Annotated in this window: 14 protein-coding genes and 1 tRNA gene; 7 read left to right on the top strand and 8 right to left on the bottom strand. The window is 64.6% G+C overall.

Annotated elements, in window-relative coordinates:
• Positions 1–41 precede the first annotated feature (41 nt).
• Positions 42–725, top strand: coding sequence for a Fe2+-dependent dioxygenase (locus ABC347_RS06440; RefSeq protein ID WP_413244907.1), 684 nt, complete (start codon positions 42–44; stop codon positions 723–725).
• A gap of 65 nt (positions 726–790) precedes the next feature.
• Positions 791–1,951 carry a PepSY-associated TM helix domain-containing protein gene (locus ABC347_RS06435; RefSeq protein ID WP_413244906.1) on the top strand — a complete coding sequence of 387 codons (1,161 nt, stop codon included), beginning with the start codon at positions 791–793 and terminating at the stop codon, positions 1,949–1,951.
• A gap of 51 nt (positions 1,952–2,002) precedes the next feature.
• Here the strand turns inward: ABC347_RS06435 and ABC347_RS06430 are convergent, their stop codons facing one another.
• Positions 2,003–6,649 (bottom strand): NAD-glutamate dehydrogenase, encoded by a 4,647-nt coding sequence (locus tag ABC347_RS06430; RefSeq protein WP_413244905.1) that lies wholly within the window; start codon positions 6,647–6,649, stop codon positions 2,003–2,005.
• Between the two features lie 167 nt (positions 6,650–6,816).
• Positions 6,817–8,124: a PAS domain-containing protein gene (locus tag ABC347_RS06425; protein ID WP_413244904.1), complete on the bottom strand. Its 1,308-nt coding sequence runs from the start codon at positions 8,122–8,124 to the stop codon at positions 6,817–6,819.
• Positions 8,125–8,249: 125 nt separating this feature from the next.
• Here ABC347_RS06425 and ABC347_RS06420 point away from each other — a divergent pair.
• Positions 8,250–8,325 (top strand) — tRNA-Thr (locus ABC347_RS06420).
• Positions 8,326–8,514: 189 nt separating this feature from the next.
• Here ABC347_RS06420 and ABC347_RS06415 read toward each other — a convergent pair.
• From ABC347_RS06415 to ABC347_RS06405, 3 genes are all read right to left on the bottom strand, one after another.
• A complete protein-coding gene (locus ABC347_RS06415) occupies positions 8,515–10,032 on the bottom strand; it encodes a recombinase family protein (RefSeq protein WP_413244903.1) in 1,518 nt (505 codons plus the stop codon).
• 150 nt (positions 10,033–10,182) lie between these two features.
• Positions 10,183–10,593, bottom strand: a complete 411-nt coding sequence (locus ABC347_RS06410; RefSeq protein WP_413244902.1) for a DUF2924 domain-containing protein — start codon at positions 10,591–10,593, stop codon at positions 10,183–10,185.
• A complete protein-coding gene (locus ABC347_RS06405) occupies positions 10,590–11,099 on the bottom strand; it encodes a DUF3489 domain-containing protein (RefSeq protein ID WP_413244901.1) in 510 nt (169 codons plus the stop codon). The genes ABC347_RS06410 and ABC347_RS06405 overlap by 4 nt, the downstream gene beginning before the upstream one ends.
• A gap of 473 nt (positions 11,100–11,572) precedes the next feature.
• Between ABC347_RS06405 and ABC347_RS06400 the strand changes: the two genes are divergently transcribed.
• Both ABC347_RS06400 and ABC347_RS06395 read left to right on the top strand, forming a co-directional pair.
• Positions 11,573–12,139 carry a Ros/MucR family transcriptional regulator gene (locus tag ABC347_RS06400; RefSeq protein WP_413244900.1) on the top strand — a complete coding sequence of 189 codons (567 nt, stop codon included), beginning with the start codon at positions 11,573–11,575 and terminating at the stop codon, positions 12,137–12,139.
• A 128-nt stretch (positions 12,140–12,267) separates the two neighbouring features.
• Positions 12,268–12,483 (top strand): hypothetical protein, encoded by a 216-nt coding sequence (locus ABC347_RS06395; RefSeq protein ID WP_413244899.1) that lies wholly within the window; start codon positions 12,268–12,270, stop codon positions 12,481–12,483.
• 460 nt (positions 12,484–12,943) lie between these two features.
• On the opposite strand, the gene ABC347_RS06390 is transcribed toward ABC347_RS06395, so the two are convergent.
• Positions 12,944–16,879: a PIN domain-containing protein gene (locus ABC347_RS06390; RefSeq protein ID WP_413244898.1), complete on the bottom strand. Its 3,936-nt coding sequence runs from the start codon at positions 16,877–16,879 to the stop codon at positions 12,944–12,946.
• Between the two features lie 245 nt (positions 16,880–17,124).
• Between ABC347_RS06390 and hyoA the strand changes: the two genes are divergently transcribed.
• Positions 17,125–21,432 (top strand): NACHT domain-containing antiphage protein HyoA, encoded by a 4,308-nt coding sequence (gene hyoA, locus ABC347_RS06385; protein WP_413244897.1) that lies wholly within the window; start codon positions 17,125–17,127, stop codon positions 21,430–21,432.
• 57 nt (positions 21,433–21,489) lie between these two features.
• On the opposite strand, the gene ABC347_RS06380 is transcribed toward hyoA, so the two are convergent.
• Positions 21,490–22,512: a restriction endonuclease gene (locus ABC347_RS06380; protein ID WP_413244896.1), complete on the bottom strand. Its 1,023-nt coding sequence runs from the start codon at positions 22,510–22,512 to the stop codon at positions 21,490–21,492.
• A 751-nt stretch (positions 22,513–23,263) separates the two neighbouring features.
• The gene (locus tag ABC347_RS06375; protein WP_413244895.1) at positions 23,264–23,986 is read right to left on the bottom strand and encodes a TetR/AcrR family transcriptional regulator; all 723 of its coding nucleotides are present in this window, start codon (positions 23,984–23,986) and stop codon (positions 23,264–23,266) included.
• Positions 23,987–24,110: 124 nt separating this feature from the next.
• Here ABC347_RS06375 and ABC347_RS06370 point away from each other — a divergent pair, with 124 nt between their 5' ends.
• Positions 24,111–25,256, top strand: a complete 1,146-nt coding sequence (locus tag ABC347_RS06370; protein ID WP_413244894.1) for an LLM class flavin-dependent oxidoreductase — start codon at positions 24,111–24,113, stop codon at positions 25,254–25,256.
• Positions 25,257–25,445: the final 189 nt, after the last annotated feature.

Here is a 25,445-nt window from a genome sequence, read left to right as displayed (position 1 = left end):
CCGCCGTTGCGGCGTGTCGGACTGCAGGTTAGGCCTCGGTCATGATGATCCCGATCCCCGGCCTGCTTGGTGCCGATCAGCTTGCCGAAGTGCGCAGGCTGATCGATGCCGCCGACTGGGTAGACGGCAACGTCACGTCCGGCCCGCAGGCGGCGCTTGCAAAGCGCAACCGGCAACTGCCCGAAGACGGCGACGCGGCCCGCGCGGCGGGTGCGATCATTCTCGATGCGCTCGGGCGCTCGGCGTTGTTCATCGCCGCGGCCCTGCCCGCAAAGGTCTTCCCGCCGCTGTTCAACCGCTACGGCGCGGGTGACGGGTTCGGCGCGCATGTCGACAATGCAGTGCGGTTGAAACGCGGCAGTGATTTCCGGATGCGCAGCGATCTATCCGCGACGCTATTCCTCACTGACCCACAGGATTATGACGGCGGGGACCTGACCGTGGATACCGCGTTCGGCGCGCAGACCGCGCGACTAGTCGCGGGCGATCTGATCCTATACCCGGCGTCAAGCGTTCATCATGTGACCCGGGTTACGCGTGGCGAAAGAGTGGCCAGCTTCTTCTGGGTCCAGAGCATGGTGCGCGACGATGCCGCGCGCAGCGACCTGCTCGAACTGGATCGCGCGATCCAGGCGCTGTCCGCTACGCTGGGGGCAGGGAATGCAGAGGTGATCCGGTTGACGGGCGTCTATCACAACCTGCTACGCCGCTGGGTAGAACTCTGACATATTGCGATTGACTGGCAATAGCGTGTTTGCCATCGATCTCCGATCGGAAGCGGGGGTTTGGCATGGCTGTCACGAAGATCGGGCTGCGGGGCCTCTGGTTCCAGTTCCATAAATGGATCGGCATCCTGCTTGTGCTGCTGATCATCCCGATTTCGGTCACCGGATCGGCGCTTGTCTGGCACGACTGGTTGGATGCGCAGCTAAATCCGCAGCGCTATGCGATCAGCGGCACGGCTATGATTGAGCCATCGGCCTACATCGCCGCGGCGAAGCCGCGGCTGGTAGCCGGAGATCGGATCGCATCGATCCGCGCCGGCGAGGATGGCGCCGCGGTCACGCTGACCGCGATGCGGCCCGCCGAGGGGCGGGGGATGCCGACCCGCACGAACGTTTATCTCGATCCACCGACTGCGCGTGTTCTGGACGTGGCCGATGCCAATGCGGGGGCGGTGCGCTGGCTGCATCAGTTTCATGGCAGCCTGCTGGTGCCGGGCATCGGCCGGCAGATCGTCGGCTGGATCGGGGTCGCGATGCTGATCTCATGCCTGACCGGGCTGTGGCTCTGGTGGCCGACCATCGGCCGTTGGACGCGGGGCCTGCGCTGGCGGCGATCGAACCGGTTCGACGACAATCTCCATCATCAGGTCGGCTTCTGGATCGTGCTGCCGCTGGCGATGCTGTCCCTCACCGGCGTGTGGATCAGTTTTCCGCAATGGTTCTCGGCGATCGGTGCCCCGCCGACTGCGGAAGGCGCTCGCAAGGGGCCGCCGCCGCCCGATCGCGCCGCGCGAATGCGGGCCAGACCCCTCGTCGAGACCGTGCAGACGCCGGATGCCGTGGTGGCGGCAGCACGTGCCGCGCAGCCCGGTGCCTTCGCCTCGATCAATTGGCCGACCGATCTATCGACCGACTGGACGGTCGGCATAGCCCGCGGCGAAGGCCGTCCGAAGGAGATCAAGGTGGCCGATGCCACCGGCCTGGCGGAAGCGCCGCGCCGGGGCGATCGCGCGCCTGGCAATCCGGTCGCACAGATGATGCGCCGCTGGCATGACGGCACCGGGATGGGCGCGGTCTGGCAGGTGCTGATCTTCCTGGGCGGGATTGCGCCCGCGGTGCTCGGCGTGACGGGTATCATCATGTGGCTCCGCACGCGCGGCTGGCGGGCCGATGTGGCAAAGCGTCGGCGGGCGAAAGCCATGCGCGACCCGGTGGCCGCCGAATAACCGTTCGAGCTGCTCCCCGCCGCTCGCGTCGAACGGCGGGGAGCCTTGTTATCAGCGTGACAGCAGCACGCGCGCCTGGCCTGCAATCTGTGCCAGCATCGCAGCAGTGGGGGCGGGCGCAGCCCGGGCGCGGTCGACCAGCGCACGGAACTGAAGCACGCGGCTGCGCTGCGCCTCCAGCCAGGCGTCGACCGCGGCCTGCGGCGCCTTCGCACCCGCCCGCTCGAGGAAGTCGAGCCTGAGCGATTCGAAGTCGCGCGCCAACCCGGCGGTAAGCAGACGTTCCCACGGATCGGATGGGTTGAACCGGATCGCGGCGGCCTTGGCCCAATCCAGCCCCAGTGCCTCACCCAACCGGACATAGGCCGCGGTTGCCTCGATTTCGTCGACGCCGAGCGTGCGGGCGAGATTGGCGGTGCCGATCGCGCCATCGAGCTCGTTCAGGCGGACGATGCGATCGACCAGCGCGGGATCGACGCCGGGCGCCGCCACCCGCGCCCGCAACTGATCGGCCTGGACCTGGGCTTCGGCTTTGAGCAGTCCCGCCGCAGCTTGATCAAGCCGGTTGACGCCCTCGCTGAGCGCGGAGACCATTTCGCCGGGCGTGGCTTCCGCAGTGGAGACGCGCAGCAGATCCGCGATGTGCAGCCGCACGATGCGAGCGACCGTCTCGAACAGGCGCAGGCGATCGTCCTCGGCGACAGCGGCCCGCTCGATCCGACGGAACACGCCCTCGAGATCGAAGATCATGTCTGCCGCGAAATAGGCCGAGGCGACATGGGCAAGGCTGACGCCTTCCTCCTCCGACAGTTCGAACGGGATCGTCACGCCGAGCCGGTTGACGACCCGGTTCGCCATCTTGGTGGCGATGATCTCGGGGCGCAGGCGATGCTCCTCGATCGCCTTGGCGAACCGTTCCTGCATCGCCGGCGGAAAGGCTGCCATCAGCAGCGGGCGCAACGCTTCGTCCGCGGGGATCGCTGATCGTTCCAGCCGCGCCTGCAGCGCAAGCTTGCCATGGCTCAGCAGGACCGCCAGTTCGGGGCGGGTGAGCCCGCGGCCGTCCTGCGCGCGGCGCAGCAGTTCCTCGTTATTGCCGAGCCCTTCGACCCCGCGGTCGAGCCGGCCCATCCCCTCCAGCGCCTCAATCACGCGGACATAGCTGGGCAGGGCATCCGCACCGCCACGCTCGGCGAGCGAAAGCGCCAGCGTCTGCAGGCGATTGTCTTCGAGTACGATCGCGGCGACATCATCGGTCATCGAGGCGAGGAAGGCGTTGCGATCCTCATAGCCAAGCCGGCCCTCGATCATCTCGCGGTTGAGCGCGATCTTGATGTTGACCTCGTTATCCGAACAATCGACGCCCGCCGAATTGTCGATGAAGTCGGTGTTGAGGCGACCGCCCCGTTCGGAAAAGGCGATGCGGCCGGCCTGGGTGACGCCCAGATTGGCACCCTCGCCGATCGCGATCGCGCGCAGATCCTCACCGTTCACGCGGTGGGCATCATTGGCGGGATCGCCGACCTCGGCGTTGTTCTCGGCACGGGCCTTCACATAGGTGCCGATGCCGCCGAACCAGAGCAGGTCGACCGGCGCCTTGAGGATCGCGGAGATCAGCGCCGAAGGCTCCATCTCTGCCTCGGTCAACCCCAGGATCGCCTGCACTTCGGCGCTCAGCGGGATGCTCTTCTGGCTTCGCGGGAAGATGCCGCCGCCGGCCGAGATCACCGACGCGTCATAGTCCGCCCAGGACGATCGCGGCAGCGCGAACATGCGCGCACGCTCTTCCCAAGACCGCGCGGGATCGGGGTTCGGATCGAGGAAGATGTGGCGATGGTCGAACGCGGCGACCAGCTTGAGCGCCTTGGACAACAGCATGCCGTTGCCGAACACGTCGCCCGACATGTCGCCGCAGCCCGCGACCTGGATCGGCTGGGTTTGAACATCGACGCCGCGTTCCAGGAAATGGCGCTGGACCGAAACCCAGGCACCCTTCGCGGTGATGCCCATCGCCTTGTGGTCATAGCCGACCGAGCCGCCACTGGCGAAGGCATCGCCCAGCCAGAACTTGCGGTCGATCGCGATCGCATTGGCGACGTCGGAGAAGGTGGCGGTGCCCTTGTCCGCCGCAACCACAAAATAGGGGTCGTCACCGTCGCGGATGGCCACCTTGTCGGGATGGACGACCTTGCCTTCGACGATATTGTCGGTGACCGACAGCAGCGAGCGGATGAAGATGCGGTAGCTTTCCGTTCCCTCCGCCAGCCAGGCATCGCGATTGGCGGCCGGCGGCAGTTGCTTCGGGTAGAAGCCGCCTTTGGCGCCGGTCGGCACGATCACCGCGTTCTTCACCACCTGTGCCTTCATCAGGCCCAGGATCTCGGTACGGAAATCATCGCGCCGGTCCGACCAGCGCAGCCCGCCGCGCGCGACCGGGCCGCCACGCAGATGGATGCCTTCCACCCGCGGCGAATAGACCCAGATCTCGCGCCACGGCACCGGCGCGGGCAGGCCGGGGATGTTCTTCGATTCCAGCTTGAAGGCCAGCGCCTCGTCCGCTGCCGGCGAAAAGGCGTTGGTACGCAGCGTCGCTTGCACCACTGCCCGAATGCGGCGCAGGATGCGGTCGTCGTCGATCGCGGAGACTTCGGCCAGCGCGGCATCGATCGCGCCGCCCGCGCGCGATACCGCGTCTTCACCGCCGTTGCGCGGATCATGCAGCGCGATGAACAGGTCGACGATGCCCCGTGCCACCTTGGGCGCCCGCCGCAGCGCTTCGACCACGGTATCCAGCCCATAGGACAGCCCCGTCTGGCGCAGATAGCGGAACCATGCCCGGAACAGGATCACGGCCTTCGGATCGAGCCCGACGCCGACGATCAGCTTGTTGAAGCTGTCATTCTCGGCGCGCCCTTCGAGCACCGCGGCGATCGCCTGTTCGGCCACCTCGGCCCGGCGCGTGATCGCGGCGGTCGTCTCGGCATCGGCAGCTTCGAGCAGGAAATCATGGATGTAGCCGGCCCGGCCCTGATCCATCGGGGTCGGATTCTCGGCCATCACGCGGAAGCCGAAATTCTCCAGCACCGGCACCGCATCGGATAGCGGGATCATGCCATCCTGGCGATAGGTCTTCAGGTGGAGCGTGGTCGCCTCGTCACCCGGGTGTCGCGACAGCCGTGCGCCGCGCGCGCCGGCATCGGAGAGAGTGGCGAGACGCTGCACGTCGATCGCCGCTTCCACCGCATCGTAGCGCGCCCGGTAGCCGGCGGGGAAGGCGTGCGCATAGGTCAGCGCGAGCCGCGCCGCGCGGTTCGCGCCGATCGCCTGGGCGAGCTGTTCCTCGACCGCAGGCGCCCATCCGCGCAGCATCTCCTTCAGCGCATGATCCAGCGCGCCGGCGTCCGGCACTGCCGCGCCTTCCGGCAGATCCAGCATGTAGCGCATCATCGCCAGGTCATCGCCATCGTCGAGTTCGACCGACCAGCTTTCGATCCGTGCCGCAGTGGCCGCCTCGATCATCTCGCCGATCGCCACCCGCCGCGCGGTCGACATCTCGTCGCGCGGCAGCCAGACGAATGTGAACAAGTGGCGGCGCAGCGGGCTCGTCACCAGCACAAGCTTGGGCCGCGGCCGATCCGCCAGCGACATGGCGGTGAGCGCGACCTGTTCGAGCGCGGCGGGCGAGAAACCGATCAGCAGATCATGCGGCAAGGCCGACAATGCATGGCGCAGCGCCTTGCCGGCATGGCTTTGCGGATCGAAGCCGAACCGTTCCTCGATCATCGCCAGGCGACGGCGCAGCACGGGCACCTTGTCCGAAGAGGCGCGCAGGGCCGCGCTGGTCCACAGGCCGGCGATCAGCGTCAACCCGGTTACGCGGCCGGCTTCGCGCAGTGGCAGCGCAAGCAGATCGAGCGCCGCGCGCCGATGGACGGTCGCCACCCGATCCGCCTTAACGATCAGTGGCGCTTCGTTGCCGTCCTGGAACCAGGCGATCGCCGCCGCGCGGGCATCCGCGGTCCAGATCGGCACGGTAGTATCGCGCAGGATGCCGAGGCCCGGCTCGACCCGGCCATCACCCATCTCGACACGCGTGCCGAGCAGTGTGAAATGCCGTTCGAGAAACCAGCGCAACAGCGCCGCGCCTTCGCCATCCGGCAACTTGCCGGCCTCTTCGCGCATCAGCAGCTGCATTCGCGGCCAATCCATGACGGCAGCACGGACATCGGCCAGAACCGCCAGCAGATCCTGCTCCAGCGCCCGCCGGTCACGCGCGTCGGCGCGGTCGAGCTCCATATAGATCAGTGATTCGCGACGCTCGCCCGCGCTGTCGGGCGACAGCACCGCATCCAATGCGCCATCGCCGCCGCGCCGCACGGTCAGGATCGGGTGCAGCAGGCGATGAATGCCCAGCCCGCGCGCGGCAACCGCACCGGCGACCGAATCGACCAGGAAAGGCATGTCGTCGTTCACGATCGCCAGTCGCATCCGGCGCCGCGGGCCGTCGCTGCCCGGCGATTCGATCTTCAATGCGGGCGTCTCCGGCAGGCGCTGCGCCGCAACTTCCGCCACGAAGCTGGCGGCCTCAACCCGTGCGGCATCGTCGAACTGATCGGTCTCGCCGGGCAGCGCGCCCGCGATCAGCGCATCTGCAATCGCATCCTTGAGGTTGCGAGGATTCGAGGCGTCGGCAGCCATGGGTCAGTCCGCTCCTGTTGTGCGGTACCAAGCGGTGGTCCGCATCCGGCGGGCTATGCGCGCGCCGCCCAAGCCGGGCAACCCGTCTCGCGCGACGCGACACGGCCGCGCCAAACGCAGTGATCCTTCGAAATTTTATGACGTTAGCTGCTGGCCTGGCGCAACCTTCAACGCACGGCCTGGCGGACTGCACGTCCTACCAGCGGCGAATCATCGGGCAGCATGGCGACAAGGTCGACCCCGTCGCCGGTGCGTCGTCCCAGATACAAGACAAACTCGCTGCCGGTGCTGGCGTGAGAAATCCGGGCAAGGGCAGGAGCGTCGCGCAGGCAGGCACGCGCCGCCGCATCGCGATCCGGCACGCTGTCCGGCCGGCGCGCGGCACGCTCTGCAGCGACCACGCCCTTCAGCCCGCCCGGCTGCCGCTCGAGCAATGCGGCCAGCCCTTCGCGAGGCAACCCCAGCCGGCGCCCATGGGCAAGCGCTGCGGCAAATTCGGTCAGCCGCGTCTTGTCGTAATCCAGCCCGAACACGAGCTTCACGATCGGTGTCATCGGTGCGCGGGCCTGCGGTTTCAGGCCGGCATCCTCGAGCAATTCGACATAATCCTGCGGCCGCGCCTCTGCGATCAACGCGAAGTCATAGGCAAGGCCAAGGGCACGGTAGAGCGCGGCGCGGCTGCGGCCGTCGGCGGCGCGCACGGTATCCGCGGTCTCGCGTGCTAATGCGAGCTGGTCGTACAGGTCGTCCGCATCGTCACCGGCGATATCGGCCGCGGGAATTCCCGGTGCCAGCGCGTCCATCCCCTCGATCGCAGGCGGAACATAATCGGCATCCAGCGGCTCCCGGCTGGGGCCATCCGCCCAGATTGGCGCCTGGTTCATGGTGGGGGGCGCACGCAGCGCGCGATCGGCGGCGGCAATGATGTCGGCCGCGGTCGCCGCGTCCGCCATCTCCTTCCAGTTGATCACGCCGTAGATGAAGTCGATCTGCCCGCCATCGGACGAGAAGGGCATCAGGATGCCGCGGTACATGCTGTTGTTACCGCGCACATTCTGGAATTCGGCCTCGAAGCCGACCGGTGCGCGATTGGCCAGGATCTGCAGATAATGATCGGTCAGCCGCGAGACGAGCGAGCGACGCGGCACATCGTGGATGGTGCGCACATTCGCCGGCAGATCGCCTTCCTCGCGCAGCCGGCGGCCGAGCCAGGGGATCTCCGGGTTTTCGGGATCGCGGCTGAAATCGATCAGCACGCTGTTCGGGCCGAAATCATCGACGCTGGCCGGATCGAGATCGGCGATCGACGGGAAAGCGCGCCCATCGAGCAGCGACACCCAGTAATTATAGGCGCGCACATGCATGCGCCGTTCGTCGCCACCGATCGCCGGCGGCGCTTCAATGCCGGGCTCGTCGGCCGCGGGGAACTCCACCGCCGCTTCGGCCGCCTCGTCGATTGCGCGCATCATGTTCATTGAGTTCAAACCCCGTCCGCGCCCGCGCCACGGGCCGCCAGACCTTGCACCCGCCATGGTTGCCGGAAGGTAAACAAGCCGCCGCTTGCCAGCCCGCATCGGCGCTGATAGATCGCGCCTCCGCTGCCGCTTTAGCTCAGTTGGTAGAGCATCGCATTCGTAATGCGGGGGTCACAGGTTCGAGTCCTGTAAGCGGCACCACGTACTCCCATGCTCACCATATTTTGGCTGCCTTTGCCGGCCTCGAAATATTCTGGCCGTAATTCCGGGGCTTTGGGGGCGGACGGTTTCAAAGCGAGAGGCCGCGAGACTGCTCCTCAGCGGCCTGGAACAGAAATGGCGCCCCGGTCTCGAAGCGCCATTTTGCAGACCTCTCAGATGAGGTGGGTCTCAGTGGGAGAGGAGCAGGCGCTCTTGCTGATCCCACCAAAGTGGCAGCTCCGCATCCAGAAGCCGGCGCGCGGTAATGCGTGCAGGATGCTTGCCAGCCACAATCTGGTCGGCCAGCTGCGGCGAGAGAAATGACAGCCGGATCAGCTTGGCCACGCGCTTGCGGCACAGGCGATGCTGTGTGCACAGCTGGGTGATGGTCAGTGCCGGGTTGGCGAGGAGCAGTTCGCGGGTCGAGCGAGACTCAGCGATCAGGCCGACCAGCTGGTCATCGCGCCGGGTGGCGCTGCCCGATGCATCGGCCAGTACCAGTTTCACATCTTTCCCCCGCCTGATCCGGACAGCGGGGGCAACGATGGTGTTCGGTGATGCGCCAACGTGTTCGGGCAGTCCCAACGTTCGCAGCAGCGCTGCGGGATCGACAACGACCTCGACCTCGTCCTGCCGGACCGTGACGCCGGTCACGAGCGATGCGACCAGCGCCCGCCGACTATGCGATGCGTCGAGTTTTCGGGTCAGCTGCTCCGCCGTAGCAAGCGCGACCGACTTAGTTCCTGCCTCACCGTCGCCCGCCAAGTTTGCGATGCGCTTCCTGTCACCCAGCAGCTGGCGCAGCTGCCTGAGCACTATCAGCTCGACATCCTGCGCGGGCATCCGCCAGGCGTCCGGCCCGCCTGTGATGAGCTCGGATGCGTGCGTCACATAGTAGCGGTAGCGCCGGCCGGAGCGAACCGCATGCGATGGCGACATCCGCCGCCCCAGACCATCGCGGATGATGCCGGCCAGAAGGCTGTATGTCTCGGAATGGCCACGCGCCTTGATGCCGTTGCGCTTGGCCGCGACCTGCGCCTGCACCGCAACCCACAGCTCAGTCGAAATGATCGCGTCATGGTCACCGGGATGGGCGACACCCTTGTGGACGATCTCGCCAAGATAGATGCGGTTCGACAGCAGCGCGAACAGCATGCCTCGCGAGAAGGGCACGCCGCCCCTGGGGCCAGCGCTGGTCTGGCGCAGTTTCGTCCGGTAGCCGTCGGCGCGCAGCTCTTCTATCAGTGCGCTGCCCGAGCCCAGCGCCAGATAGCGCCGGTAGATGTGGCGCACAGTCTCGGCATCGCTTTCATCCACCAGCAGCATCCGGTTCGCGACCCGGTAGCCCAGCGGCACCGGTCCCCCCATCCACATGCCGCGCGCCTTGGACTGGGCGATCTTGTCCCGGATCCGCTCGCCAGTGACCTCGCGCTCGAACTGCGCGAACGACAGCAGCACGTTGAGCGTCAGCCGCCCCATGCTCGAGGTGGTGTTGAACGACTGGGTAACCGACACGAAGCTGGCACCCCGAGCATCGAGAATCTCGACGATCTTGGCGAAGTCGGACAGCGCCCGGGTCAGCCGGTCGACCTTGTAGACCACCACCACATCGACCTTGCCGAGCTGCACATCGGCCAGCAGCCGGGTGAGCCCCGGGCGGTTCATGTTGCCGCCCGAGAAGCCGCCATCGTCGTAGGCATCTCGCACCAACGTCCAGCCCTCGTGGCGCTGGCTGGTGATATAGGCCTCGCACGCCTCTCGCTGTCATCGAGGCTGTTGAACGATTGATCCAGGCCCTCCTCGGTTGATTTGCGGGTATAGACCGCGCAGCGAAAGCTGGTGCGGGTCGCGAGCGGCTTAGCCATGCATGCCATCCAGTCCGAAGAAGCGTGGCCCCGACCAGTTCGTGCCGGTGACCTCGCGCGCAATCGCGGTCAGCGAGCCGTAGGACCGATCCTCCCAGATATAGCCGTCGTCCGATACCATCACCGAGATCGATCGCCCGTTCCAGCTGCGCACCAGTTGGGTCCCGGGCGCCAGACCAGGTCGCTTGCGCCTGCTCACAGCTTGACGCAGCGCCGAAGAATGGCTGCCGCCTACCGAGCCCAGCGCCTTCTCCTGGAGCCGGTAGGCGATGCCGAGCCGCAGCAGGTCCGCCGAAAGCCGTGGCGCCCCCGCCTTCCATACCCGGTGCCACTCAGCCGGGAGCTGCGCTGGCGGCATAACCGCCAGCGCCGCCATTTGCGCCGCCAGCCGCGCGCCGCTCACGCCGTGGCGATCCGGTAGCGCAGCGCACCGCGTTCGCCATCGCGCACAATGGCATGGCCCTTCTTGCGCAAACCAGTCAGTGCGGCGCGCGTCGTATGGGGGAGCCAGCCTGTCACCGCCACGATGTCAGCCACGCTGGCGCCGCCATCGCGAGACAGCAGCTCAACCACCTGTGCCGACTTGGTCGGCGGGGTAAGTGCACTCTCAGGGGGCACGCCGTTGCCGGGCTCGGTGGGAAGGGCAGGGGGCAGCGCCACTCCGATCCGTTCGCGTCCCGCCTCGGTAATAGTGACACCGTAGAGCTTGCTATCATGCTCGCGCCAGGAGGCGGCGCGGTCGGCAACTTCGATCTCGGCGGCGAGCCCGAGTCCGACCAGCGCAGTGACTGCCTTGCGGATCCGCGCCATCTGAGCGCCAAGCGTATCAGGCGGAGGAAGAAGGCTACCGCTCTCGCGCTGGGCAGCGGTGGTCAGCAGTACCAGCTGCATATCGGTAAGGGTCTTCATGAGGGTTGGTCTCCAGCGGGAACAGCGCCATGCTGCTCCCACTGCCCACAGCCCGGTGGTTGGCGCCATCCGGGCGGCAGCCGTGCTCGTCCCGGCTGCGACTCTCTTAAACAGCAATGCTCGAGGTGCCAGCGAAGTCCAGTCGAGCGAACGCTATTCCCCGGAAGAAGTCCGGAGACGGCTGATGACATCGTAGCAGGCTGCGATAGCAGCTAATTCTGCAGCCGATCTCGTCAAGCATGCAACCGCTGCGACAGGATCGCTCGAAAGGATGAGAGCGACACTTCGATCTTCAATGATCATGCCCGCCAATGTCAGTAGCCTGCGCTGCAGATCGATAAGGTCATCTTGGTCTATAAGGTCAGCACGCCCGGCCACAGTCATGAAGTCCAGATCGAGCTTTTACCATGACGTGAGATTGACTGGCGGCCTCGCTCCACTATGGCGAGCCATCAAACATCACAGGATCTCCAATGGCTGACGAACAGACCGGCTCGGACAAGATCGAGCTTGCGACCGAGCTGACGATTGCGTGGCTCAACAATCCGAACAACCGTGCGCCCGCTGACGACGTGCCCGCATTCCTGCAAAAGATGCATGCGACGCTCGTCGCTCTGTCCGAAACGCCGGTTGCACCCGCCGCTGCTGAAGAGACACCGGACTATACGCCCGCGGTCACCGTGCGAAAGTCACTCGCCTCCAAGGCGCACATCATTTCGCTGATCGACGGCAAGCCCTACAAGACGCTTCGCCGTCATCTGTCAGGCCATGGTTTGACGCCTGAGCAGTATCGTGAGCGCTACAACCTCAAGGCGGACTATCCGATGGTTGCCGAGGATTATTCGAACGCGCGCCGTGAGATGGCGAAGTCAATTGGTCTGGGCCGCAAGCCGGGGATGACGCAAGCCAAGGCCGCGACGGGCGGACCCGCGGCGCCAAAGGCGCCTGCTAAAGCTGGGCGTCCTGCCAAGCGGAAGCTCGGCATTGCGCAAGCCAAGGCCGCAGCGAAAGATCATCTGGGCGACAGCACCGAGGGCTGAGTACCGAGCGTCTGTAATGCGACTGATCTTCAAACGGAGTTAGATCGGTCGATTGCAGGTGCCGAGCCTTCACGGGGAGTTGTCGATTGTCCGAGGAGTTTTTACACGGAAGGCGGGACGGTCTGCGATTGGCGCTGGCCATCCTGGCAGCGGAAGAAGCCAAGTGGGCAGCGCTGCTCGGAGAAAGCCCCTCGTGGCGCACCAATGCCACACGCGAAGTGCGCCACAAGACGCTGCGAGTCGCGCAGACCCGTATCCAGACGGTATTGAACAAGCTTGCGCCCAAGGATGCGGGACGGCGAAACGCGGAGATTGCGGCTGCTCTCGAGAAGGTTGGACTGTAGCTCGGAGAACCTGGATCCAGGCTGCGCAAGGGCAAACGACGCAACTGTGCTTCCGCTCGGACCGGCTGCGTTCGTGATCATCATTGGGTGGAGAGCGGCCTGTCTGCTTTCCAGGCGCTTATGACGTAAGCAGACGCTTGTTCACCTTCAGCCCGACGGCAGCTACGAGAACCAAACTTGGTTGCTCAGGACCAAAGGCGGCAAGCTCAAATGCAGCTCTTCGGCCATTTCGCGAGCACTATTGCGGACATCCACAACAACCTGCGCTACCCAATACGAGCTATGTGGAGCCGGTGGCGAGGCGTATCCCGCGAGACAATTTCTGTCCGGTCGTAAACCAGCTGCACCCCGGCTACCGGCGGCACCGTTGAATGCATCTAGGTGCATGCACACCCTTGCACCTATCCTTTCAGGACGGCAATTTGGCAGAGCCGGTTGGGCCTCCGCCTACGTCTCGCGGTTAGCAGTAGTCCGGCAGGAAATGGCCGCGAGTCCATCCCCGCACATAGTCGCGCAGGCCCGGGATGTGGTCGGCGAAGCGGTCGACCGCCTGGAGGATGCGGCGCCAGTCGGACCTCTGGCGGATTAGGCTCTCGAGGATGAAGCCGGTGGCGGCGTCTCGGACGGGCCTCACGCTGTCGGTGGTCCAGATCTGGCCGATCGCCTCGCAGGCGGCGTTCAGATGGGAGAGCGGTTCGGCCTCGCTACCGCCGAGGCGGCTAGCGAGGGCCCTCGCGCGGTTGCCGAGGCGGCCATCCTCCAGCCAGTCCTGTTCGATCCCCAGCGCGATCATGCCGCCATTTACGCCGAGTTGGGCCTGGCCGGCGCGGATCATATCAACAGTGTGCCGGGTTAGGTCGGCGACGGAAAGGCGGCCCCGACCGCTGGCCTCTGTGAGGACGGCGTGGAGCCATGCGGACCGCTCGCCACCGCCGGCTGCGTGCATGCCGCGGAGCGCTAGGTCGTCGCAGACCAGCAGCGTCCTCGTGGTCAGTGCGAGCGCGACAGCGTCGAGCATGTCGCTCCGGCCGGACTGAATCATGTTTCGGAAGGCGGCGGGCAGGTCATCGCCGATGACGAGCGGGCGCGAGGCGTCGTTGCGCGCGATCCACGCGATCGCGGCCGACAGGTCGTCGCAGATCTCCGCCATCCGCTCGGCCGGTGTCTCGGTGTGGAGGATGCGTCCGCCCTCTAGGTAGGACATGGACGCATGACCGGATCCCTTGGACAGTGAGTGCCGGTCGAGGCGGGCGTGCAGGCGGTCGGCCACGCTCCTGGGGACGGTCACCTGACCGCAGGTCTCCCCGACGATCCCGAGCACGCCGAGGCGCCACGCTGTCCAGAAGGACAGCAGGTCGAGGACGCACCCACTCCGGCCGTTGCGGATGATCGCGACGCGAGCCGCCTCCCGCTCTGGCGCCGTGCCGACGGCGACCTGAAGCCGGATGCCCTGCTCAGCGAGGCCACCCGCCACGTCGATCGTGTCCCGGCCGAGCCGCGCGGCTAGCACGTCAATCGGCATGCCGCTGGCGACGTGGCGATCCTGCTCGGCGAGCACCCAGTCGTGACGCTCCGTCAGCTCGGCGATGATCCCGTCCAGGCCGTTGGGGCTTTCGGGATCGATGCTCATCGACTTGAAGCCGAAGACGTCCGGGAAGCGGCCCTCGTAGTTCTCCAGGACGTAGTGAAAGCGGGCGACGATCTTATGTCGCAGCTTGGCGATCCGTCCGGGTCTGCCGTCGGGACCGACGAATGTGTCGTCGACCGCCAGACCCGAGACCGTCCTTACGAGCGCGTGCTCGGGTTCCCATGAATCGGGATCCAGCGAGCGCAGCCCCCTGTCCGGCTCGACGATGAAGAAGACGGCGTTGCCGTCCTCGTACTTGATGTCCACAGCGACGTCGGTGCCCACGGTCGTGCGTGACCAGTTCGAGGCCCGTTCGGCATGTTCCTGTCCCTCGCGGATCGTCATGGACGCGAGCGTCATCCATGCCCGCGGACGGTCCCGCTGCTGCAGGAAAAGGCGGTAGGCGAGGCGGGCGGCGCGCTCGTGGTGACCAAAGTGGCCGAGCAGGCTCGCGACGCGGAAGGGATCGCTGCCGCCGGCCCAGGGAAGGTCCTCGATCGGCTTGTCGAGTGCCTCCAGCACCGCCTTGGACCGGCCGAGCCTTAGGAGCGTCTCGATCCGCATCAGGGTCGCCTTTGGCAGGTCGGGGCGGATCACGAGCATGCGGTCGAGGTCGGCCAAACAGCGGTCGAGGTCGCCAACATTCCAGGCGTGGCGGGCGTCGAGCCAGAGCATGTCTGGGTGCTCGCGGACCGCGGCCGCGGCCCGGCCGAGGGCTGCGCGATAGGCGCCGTCGCGGCGCGCCTCGGCTAGGGCGGTCAGATACATGAGGGTGACAGGGCGGGGGCTGTTGAGGTCCACGAGGGCCTCGATCAAGTCGGCGGCCTCCGCCTCGAGTCCGTTCTGAAGCATCGCTTCGGCCACGAGCGTGCGGTCGATCGGCTCGGGATCGTTGCCAAGTGAGCCGGCGATGTCGCGGAGCCGCCGGTGCGTGCCGTCCTCGGAGAGGCCGTTCCGCCGTGCGGCCTCAACCTCCAGCAGCCGTGCGGCGACCACGTCCTCGGCACGGCTCAGCATGTCGTCCAGGACGGTCCTAAGCGCATCCTCGTCCCCAGCGGCGATCGCCATCTCCGCAAGGAGTCGGCGGCGCATGCCGGCGACGCGCCCTTCGCCGCCGTCCTCTATGGCCTTGAGCGCCGCGAGGCGATCGGAGGCGGAGCCCGTCCGGCCGAACTGGATCTTCATGAGCACGGTCTCGGGTTCCGTCCCGGGCTCCAGCACCTTCATCGCCTCGCCCCGCTGGCCGCGGTCGATGAGGGTCATGGCGAGCAGGCGCAGCAGCTGGTCCTCGCCGGGCAGCGCCTTCAGCCCCTCGCGTAGAAGCGTCTCGGCCTCCTCGCGTCGGCCCCCAATGCGCAGCAGGAGGGCCGCGTTGCTTACGTGGGCCATCAGGTCGTGCCGGTCCGCGTAGCCGACGCGGAGGCAGTGCGTCGCGTACGACAGCATGTACGTGGCAGCCGCGTCGATCTGGGCGTCGGAGACGGTCTCCCCGCCGCCTACCACGTGCACGCGGCTGTCGACGGCGATGGACAGGATGGCCAGCGCCTTGATGCGGGTGACGTCGTCGAACTCGCCTTCGCCATCGGGAAGGGCGAGGACGCGCGCCTCCCATCCGGGCAGCCATCGCCTGCGGAGGAAGTCGGCGATGGCGAGCTGCGCAGTGCGCGAGTCCAGCATCTCCTCGGGCACGAGCGTCTCCGGATCTCCCTCCCATGTGGAACGCGAGGCCGCCTGGAGCAGGGCGCTCACGGCGAACTCAGTCCGGTCAGGCCGGGCGAGCACCGCGCGCGCGATCTCCATGCCCTCGGCCGGGCGGCCCTGGATCGTGCGCGCGATTGAGAGGTTGGCGAGCGCGTCCGGATCGTCGGGTCGGAGCCGGTGCGCCCGCTCGTAGGCCTCCGCCGCCTCGCCCTCGCGGCCGCGGTCCATCAGCGCGGCGGCGATGTTGGTCTCGATCCGGTAGCGCGCCCAGGGTGCGGCCGCGGCGTCCGGTCCGTCGCGTAGAGCGATCAGCTTCCTTTCGGCCGCGAGGCCGTCACCCTCGCGCACCAGGTCGCGCAGTATGTCGATGCGGCCGTGGAGCGCGGGGTCCTCCCCGCCGATGTTGCCGGGCCCGGCCGGACCGACCGGCAGCGGAGCCAAGGCCATCCCGCCGCGCTGCAGGAGCTCGTCCGCCAGCCGCGCGGCGAAGCCGGCCATGTTCATGGCGTCGGTGGCCGTCATCTCGATGGGCCGGGAGGTGGCCAGGGAGGTGGGCATGAAGGCGTTGTAGGCGGGCTCGTGCAGCGCGATGAGGAGCTGGAGCTGCTCCCATCCGTAGAGGTGCACGGTCACGTCGTGGCCCTCGGCCCGGAGCTGACGCTCGACCGCCTTGGCGGCCTGTTCGGCCTTGGCGTCGTTCGGAGCGGTGGTGGCGAAGACGAGCTCCTTCAGCGTAAAGGGGAGCGTCAAGGCCGCGCGGCAATCCGCCAGCAGCTTGCCGTGCTTTAGGCTCTTCTGGATCAGGCGGCACTGGACGCCGACTGCGCGGGCGGGGTCGCAGTCGCGGTGGCCGAGGATGTCGATGCCCCCTTGGTCCTGCCCATTGCGACCGTACTCCTTGGCGTTCGGGTCGCGCAGCTCCTCGCGGAACAACACGACGCAGTTGCGCTGGAAGGCGCCCCAGTCTTTGGGCTTGACAATGTCGTGGGCGAGCCTCTGGCCGACTGGGACGCTGCCGGAGCACGCGAAGTCCTGTCGGCCGCCGGGTCTTAAAGGGGAAGTCGCCATCCGGGCAACATAGAGAACAGGAGGTGAATCTAAAAGCGCCGACGGGTGCAGAGAGGTTCGCTATTCAAACAGGGCGGCTAACTAGCCATACCCGCCGGTCTGCCATCGGCTTACTCGCCGCTGTCGCCACGACAACAACGTCGACGTGCTCAATTAGGCCTTAGCTGACCGACCATCCTACGATGTAGAAGATCGGATGGCGGCGCGTCCGCTCAGCTCACGGCACTTCAAGACCGGAACGAAAAATGGCAATTCAACGCGCTTTCAACGATATCGCACCCGACAGAATTGCGGAAGCGGACCAGCAGAGCTTCCTGACGAGCCTTGGCTGGTCGCGCGCTTCAGATTGGGCGGATATCCTTCGGTCCAAACGCATCCTCATCATCTCCGAGGCTGGGGCGGGCAAGACCTACGAATGCCGCGAGCAGCGTCAACGACTATGGGATGCGGGCGAACCCGCATTCCTGCTGGAACTGGCGACTTTGGCGAGCAGCGATGTGCGCACCATGCTCGATCACGAGGAAGAGCGGCGGCTGGATGCGTGGCTTACTTCGCAGTCAGATGTAGCGACCTTCTTCCTCGATTCGATCGATGAACTGAAACTCAGCCTGGGATCGGTTGAGCAGGCATTGAAGCGACTGAGCAAGGCGATTGGCGGCCAGCTCGCGCGTGTCCGTATTGTGATCACCACGCGCCCAGTTCCGTTTGATGAACAGTTGATCCGCCGATTGCTCAATGTCCCCCCGCCGCCGGAGGCCGAGGTAACCGGCGAGACTTTTGCCCAGGTCGCGATGGGAAAACGTCCAGATCGCGACAAGAAGGATGACGATGCACCCGCCGAGTGGCGGACCGTAGCTCTCATGCCGCTGTCCGACGCGCAGATCGCCGATTTCGCGCGGGGGCAGGGCATCATCGACACCAACGAGCTGCTGGAAGATTTGCGTCGGCGTAACGCACAGGATTTTGCGCGGCGTCCGCAGGATTTGCTCGAACTCTGCGCCGACTGGCGCGACTTCAAGCGCATCCGCACCCACCGCGAACAGGTGACGACCAACATCCGGGTCAAGCTGAAGCCGCGCGAGGACCGCCCCGAGCAAGCCGAGCTATCGATCGACAAGGCGATCGAAGGCGCGAGCCGGCTGGCGCTGGCAATGATGAACACGCGGCGCTTCACCATTCGGCACAGCGCCGAGGCGGATGCTGGCCATGAGGACGTTGCCCAGGACCCTGCCATCATCCTGCCGAATTGGACGGCGCCGGAGCGAAAAGCGCTGCTGGAGCGTCCGCTTTTCGGGTTCGCATCCTACGGTCGCGTCCGCTTCCACCACCGCTCCGTCATGGAGTTCTTGGCAGCCGAGCGCGTCCGTGCGCTCCGCGCACGCGGCATGACCGCCCGCGCATTAAAACGGCTCCTTTTCGCCACGACGCGAGGTAAGACGATTGCGCGGCCATCGAAACGCGCCATCGCCGGTTGGCTCGCTTTGGACGACGACATGGTTTTTGAAATGCTGCGCGACCATGAGCCGGACGTGTTGCTGACCTTTGGCGACCCGGAATCGCTAAGCCTGCCGAAGCGGGCTCAGGCGCTTCGCGCTTATGTAAAGCGCTACGGCGACAGTGGCTGGCGCGGATTGAGCGTGCCGCATATCCAAATCCATCGGTTCGCCGCGCCCGAACTGGCAAACGAGATCAACCGTCTATGGGCCGAAGGCATCGCCAACACCGAAGTTCGGGAAATTCTGCTGCGCATTATCGAAACGGGGCGAGTTGCAGCGTGCAGCGATATTGCCCATGCGCTGGCGACCGAACCCGCCGGGTCGCGGGTCGAGCGCACCTTTGCGGTCGAGGCGCTGGCTGAACTCGGCGATCCTCGTTTGGATGCGCTGACCGCCTCCATCGCCGATGATGCTGCCTCCTGGCCGGACCCGTTGGCCCGCAACGCGATCCTGCGGCTGTACCCGCAGCACATGTCGACCGAGCGGCTTTGTAAGGTGCTGGCGCGCGTGCAGGAAAAAAAGCGCACGGTCGGCGACCTGTCGTGGCAGCTCCCGCGCTTGATCGCGGATGCGGCGCTGGATGCTGGGCGTCTGGCCGAACTGCGCGACGGGCTGACGCCGTTGGTGGCAGAAGGCTTCGCGTGGCAGGATAATTGGCCGCATATCAAGGCCGATCGCCCGCATCTGGCGAATGCGATGGCAGCGACCTGTGTCAAAGGTCTCACCGGGGGGATCACCCCCGAATGGCTGGCAGCGAGTACCCTCGCCATGCGATTGCCGCGCCGCGATACTGGCTCGAACGAACCATTCACCGAGTTGAAGAAAATCCTCGCCGGTCTTTCGGCGGAAGACAATGCGGCACTGTTCTGGGCCGACGCCGCGTTGATCGACTCCATCCATCAGTTCGCTAAGCCGTTTAATCGCTACGCTACGCTTGCCGTGCATGGGCCCACGACGCTCGACCCGATGCGCGATCGGGATTGGATAGAACGGAATTTGGCTGACCCGCAGCGCTCGGAGGACGACCGGGCGATGCTGCTGGAGGCGGCATTCCGCATGGACCGCCCGAACGAAAAATGGCGTGAATATGTGCTTGGACTGAAAACTTATGTCGCCCACCAGCCTGCCTTGCTCGCGCGCATCGATGACCGGCTGAAACCCTCACCCGATGACGACGATATGAAGAAGTGGGCCGAACGCGACGCGAAGCGGCAGAGGGTCAGCGAATTGCGCGATGCCAAGGACATGGAAAGCTGGGTCAAGTTCTGGCGCGAGATCGTAGACAACCCGGACACGGTCTTTGCTGACGACCGGCGCGGCAGTACCGCTTGGAACCTGTGGCGGGCCATGAGCCAGGCAGGTGACGAGAGCCGGGAATCCGGCTGGAACCGGCGCTTTATCGAAGCCGCGTTTGACAAGGATGCTGCCGACCGCCTGCGGCTGGCGCTGATGAAGCAGTGGCGGGAGGACAAACCAACACTCAGCAGCGAGCGCGCCGAGGATGAAAAGAATACCTATCTCGTACGCTGGCAGCTTGGACTGGCAGCGATCTATGCCGAGGCGGAAGACCCGGATTGGGCAAGAAAGCTAACCCCGGACGAGGCGCAGCTTGCGGCGCGTTACGCGCCGATCGAACTCAATGGACTACCGCACTGGCTTGAGGCGTTGGTGCTGGCGCATCCCGATGCGGTCGATGCGACTCTTGGCGAGGAACTGACCGCCGAACTTGAAACCGTCGCTAGCGCCAACTGGCATTCGATGCTGCTGCAAAGCGTCGGCCATTCGCCGCCCGCGGTCGCCCGGGCTTTCTTGCCCCGGCTGCGCGCGTGGCTGGATGCGAATGGTGATCGTGTCGGACACAATGAAGATTTCCACGGTGCGGCCAATCGGCTGCAACGGGTCGTTGATATCCTTATGAAGCATGGCGACGATGCGACTCGCCAGCATTTGCGCGATATAGCCGAGCAGCGCTTGAACGAAGATATCCCTGACTCGGTTGCCTATGTGTGGCTGCCGGTGCTGATGCGGCTTGACGCTAATGGCGGGATCGACGCGCTCGAACGCCGTCTCGCTAATGTCGCGCCCGCCGCCCGTAGCGAAGGGGTCAATCTGATCGCGACGTTATTCGGTGATCGCAGCGATGCGATCTATCTCGGCGCGCCGTCATTCACCCCGGCGGCGCTGCTAAGGCTATTGCGGCTATCGTACCAGCATGTGCGGCGTGCCGATGATGTCGATCATGACGGTGCCTATTCGCCGGATGCCCGCGATAACGCCGAGCGTGGTCGTAATGAGATCGTCAGCGCGCTTTTTAAGGCTCCTGGGGACGAGGGTTGGGCCGCCAAGCTCGCGATGGCCGAAGATCCGCTCTGCGCGGATTTCCGGGATCGCATCATCGCAGTAGCTGAAGAGCAGCGGGCCGAGGAAGTCGATGCTTCTGCGCTTGATGACGCCCAGGCGGTAGCGCTCGACAAGACCGGCGAAGCCGCACCGCTGACCGGCCCGGCGATGTTCTCGGTCATGGTCGATCGGTTGGAAGACATCGACGACCTGCTGCTGCGCGACATGTCGCCGCGAGAGGCATGGGCTGCGATCACCGAAGAAAAGGTCATGCGCCGCGAGATCGCACGCGAGATGAAGAACCTCGCCCACGGCCTCTACACCGTCGATCAGGAAGCAGTCACTGCCGATGAGAAAGAGACAGATGTCCGTCTGCGTTCAACCGGATCACCCTTTGAAGCGACAATCGAACTGAAGCTGGCAGATGGCCGCTCGGCCCGTGATCTATGCGATACGCTGAAGGACCAACTGGTCACGAAATACATGGCCGCCGAGACCAGCCGGTCGGGTTGCCTGCTCGTCACCATTGCCAAGGATCGCAAGTGGGACCACCCCGATACCGGCGAGCGCATCGATTTTGACACGCTGATCGCCTTGCTGAAAGCTGAGGCGGAGCGGATCGAGGAAAGCATGGGCAATACCGTGCAGCTGCACGTCCATGCGATCAGCCTGCTTCCCCGCCTGCCGTCCGAAGCAAGGAAAGTTGCCGCTGGTTGAACCGGGAGAACGGATCCCAATGGGGCAAGCAGCTGGACCGTGTCTTAAGCGTTACGATCACGGACTGAGCGTTCGGAAAAACTCTTCGAGCTGCGCATCGATCACTTCGAACGGCTCTTCGCCATTCTCGCGCATCTCGAGCATGCTGATAAGATCGGCCGCGGTCAGGAAGACGATCATCTTCTGCTGTTCAAGCCAGGCACGGCGCCGTTGAACAACCGCTTGGGGTGCTGGCAGCTCGCGCGACACTAGCAACCCAAACTGCCGCTTCGCTGGGACCCAAAGATATTGCTGGATGGACTCGACCTGCTTGGGGCCGATCGGTTTCGTGTAGTTCTTATATTCGGCGACAGCAAAGCGCGTCCCATACTCGGCGCGCACTAGAGCCCAAGGCGGGCCTGCGGCGCGGATCGGAAAGATTGCGTCCTTGATGTCCAAACCATCGTCGCTGCGCGTCTGCTGATCCGGCGGCCCGAGGTCGGGCCTAAAGATCTCGGTCAGGATTTCGGTGCCCCAATCCTCGAATTCGCCCCAATCGTCTTTACCGGCTTTGACAGCATCGAGCCGGTCCTTGAACTTTGCTGAAAGCGGGCGCGGCGGAGAGGTCGATGCCACTGCCGTCATCATCTGGAGCGACTGCAATGCCGCTACGCTTGTTGCCGCGGCTTTCGCGACATCAGGAAAGCGCTGCAGGAGCTGCCTTAGGTCGTCCCCTGTCCATACGTCCAGACCATCCTGCTCCGCTATAGCCTGCCGCGCCCCTGAGGACAGGTCGCCGGAGACGACCAACAAACCCTTGGTTTCTGGCGCCTGGACCCGCGCGCGCGCGACGTCGCCAGCAAACTGGTTCACGATCGCACTCCGGATGGGCTGACGATAGTGTTGGACCTCAACGATTATGCGTTTGCCGGTGGGCGACTCTACCTCGAAGTCTGGGGCCCTTTGGCCGGGCCGCGCCTGTGCGATCACAGACGACCCGGATCGAGAGAGCAGCGCGCCGACGAGAAGCTCGAAGTCATGAGGAGTGAGTGTTCTAGAGTCGAAGAGCTCGTCGCCCGATGTTGAATCCGACAATCCCATTCCTCCGGTTCAGCGCGCGGCGCTGAGCTAAGCGGCGGGGCTAACATCCGGCCACTTATCCGAGCAACTCGTACCGCGCCGGTTCGACACGTTCGATAGCTCTGCCGCGAGGCGACGTTGCTGTTGACCCTGCAAGCGCCGAGGCTGGTAATACTTAACCGTCTGACGAAGACCTCAAGATCGATGCCGGTGCCGAGGTGAATAGACGACCGGTTTAGGGAAGCGCCTTCGCCACCCTGAGTGGCCGGGTATGGGTCATTTCTGTCACGTCTGATCGTCGCTTGCGCCATCAGTGCACTAGCGAGGTCTCGCTGCTCCAGCCCGAGTTAGACGATCCGACGACTAGGCCAACGCGGTGAAAGTAATGTCGGTTGCATCGAGATCATAGACTGGGAGGGGCTCAGTAGCCGCTTATCTTCCCGCGCCGCCGCGCGGTGTCGGGGGTTGCTCATGGGGAAATTTAGAGGTTACAACTTTGAAAACAAATTCCATCAGCAGGCTGTCGCACCGCCCCAGCTATGCGCGCATCGTACTGATCACTTTAGTCAAATCGCGCGGGATCGGCCGACAGGTCCTCCATTGTACAGCGATTGGGCGATTGCAAACGCCCCGCCTGAAACAACATCTCCGATCCGTTCGCTGACCAAAGACTTTCCAACCTTGCTATCAAGTTAGGTGTTGAATAGCGTGAAGTCCCGCAGCAGCCTATGCCGGTTGAGCAGGGAATGGATGGCACAAAGCCGCTGCTGTTTCAGAACTCGTTTAGGGCCGAACTCATCTTGCCGCTGCTCGATGACCGTTCGGTAGGTAGATTGCCGACGCTGGAGGACAGGATGGCCGCGGAGGTTGGCCGCAGGCACAGCGCTACCACGATCTGCTCAAGCGTATCTTCCAGCGCGTCTCTGAAGCTTTCAGTACCTCCCTGGGCTCCCTGTCCGGCCAGCATATTAAGGAACATAAAGCAGGCGGTTAGCAATCGACGCTGAGCCGCCGGTTCGGATAGAAAGTCCAACTGAGCGCGCAGCAATACAAGAGTGCGCTCAAGATTGGGCGGAAGCTCCGCGCCAAAATCGCCAAACGCCTCGCGGGAATTTCGAAGCAGGAACTGTGAGAGAAACAGGGCATAACTATGCGATCCATCGGGATCGTCGAGCAGCAGCTGCGGAAGGAACACGATTTCAGCTAAAGCACGGACATCAGAGAGACGGTCTCTTCGTCCGGCTTCTGACAGCATCTCCGCTCGGTGCTTTTCCATTTGCCACATCCGAGCCGAGAAGATTGCCTCGACGAGTCCATCCCGCGTTCCGAAATGGTACTGAACCGCATTGTGATTTCGCTGACCTGCGGCGTTAGCGATCTCGCGTAGGGAAGCACCGTCAATCCCGCTCCGAGCAAATAGCGCCTCCGCCGCTCGGATCAACCTTGCACGGCCCTCCTTCATATCTTCGATCGAACGACGAACCCGGATAGGCATCACAATCTCCTCTCTGCGGCCCTTTCGGGCAAGCAGCCGATCGATGCCAGCATTTCCTCCTTGACGGGGCCAATGAGGGGGAGCAAATTACGCCATATGGCATAAAAACGGCTGGAGAGATGAGATGGCGATGCAGACCGGTTTGATATTTCATCCATATATGCGTCCGGGACGAACTGCTCGCCAGACATTCGAGTGGGGCGTGCAGAGCTCAATCGCCTGTGACAAAGCAGGCTTTGATTCGATGATGATCTCTGAGCACGCGTCTCAGATCTGGGAGAATATCCCAAATCCGGAACTCATCATTGCCGCAGCGGCGCTGCAGACCAGCCGCATCAAATTTGCGCCCATGGCGCACATTCTTCCGCACCATAATCCGACAAAGTTGGCGATGATGGTCGGCTGGCTGTCGCAAATCCTGGAAGGCCGTTACTTCATGGGGATCGGCGCTGGTGCATATCCATTAGCGTCTTACATGCACGGCATTCGCGGTGACGATCAGAAGACCGAGCACCTGAACGAGATGGTACGCGAGTCGCTGACGATCATGGAAAAGATCTGGGCTCGCGAGCCGTTCTTTTACGAGGGCAAATACTGGAACGCGGGCTTTCCCGAGGAGGAAGTGGCACTGACGGAGGAAGACGAGCAGCATAAATTGGCTGACTACTCCCCATGGGGCGGGGCGTTCCCTGAATTCGCTGTAACCGGGTTCAGCCCGAACTCGCCCTCGATGAAGCTTGCGGGTGAGAAAAACTTCAAGCCTGTGTCGATCTTTTCCGGCGAGGAGGCACTCAGGCGTCACTGGGAAATCTATTCGGAGGCCAACATCAAGGCCGGGTTCACGCCGGATCGGCAGCGCCACGCCGTTTCACAGACTGTCTTTGTCGGCGATACCGATGCAGAAGCGAAGCGCGGAGTGATGGAAGGACCGATCGGTTATTGTTTCAACAAATATCTGATACCGATCTGGCGACGGTTCGGCATGATGGATGGTTTCGCGAGGGACGCCGGGATTGATCCGCTGGCGGCGGATTTGGAATTCCTGGTCGATCATGTGTTCGTCGTGGGCTCACCCGATACGGTGGTAGAGAAGATCAGCGCCCTGTTCGAGAAGGTTGGCGGTTGGGGCACTCTTCAAATCGAAGCACATGACTATTATGATGATCCGGCCCCGTGGTTCCACTCGCTTGAACTGGCAGCAAAAGAGGTCGCCCCTCGGATTAGCTTGCCTACACAGGCTGCAACGCCAGAGGCCGTTGCGGCCGAGTAAGTTAATTCGACGCAGCGAATGGAAGGGCAGGCGCTCGCGTCTGCCCTTCGCAAGAGGCGCACCTTACCATTGCCAAGCTGCGGCCACTGAAGGAGCGCGCATAGCGCTATGATCGGCGACGACCGACTTGGCTATTATTGATAGTCTGAAAGATAGCTCAGCGCTGGCGAAGCAACTCGGGTGGCTCTC

This window comes from Sphingomonas canaveralia, assembly GCF_047238125.1.
Lineage (GTDB): Bacteria > Pseudomonadota > Alphaproteobacteria > Sphingomonadales > Sphingomonadaceae > JBDFMH01.
The sequence above is the reverse complement of the archived record's forward strand: the minus strand, read 5'-3'. Positions and strand labels throughout refer to the sequence as shown.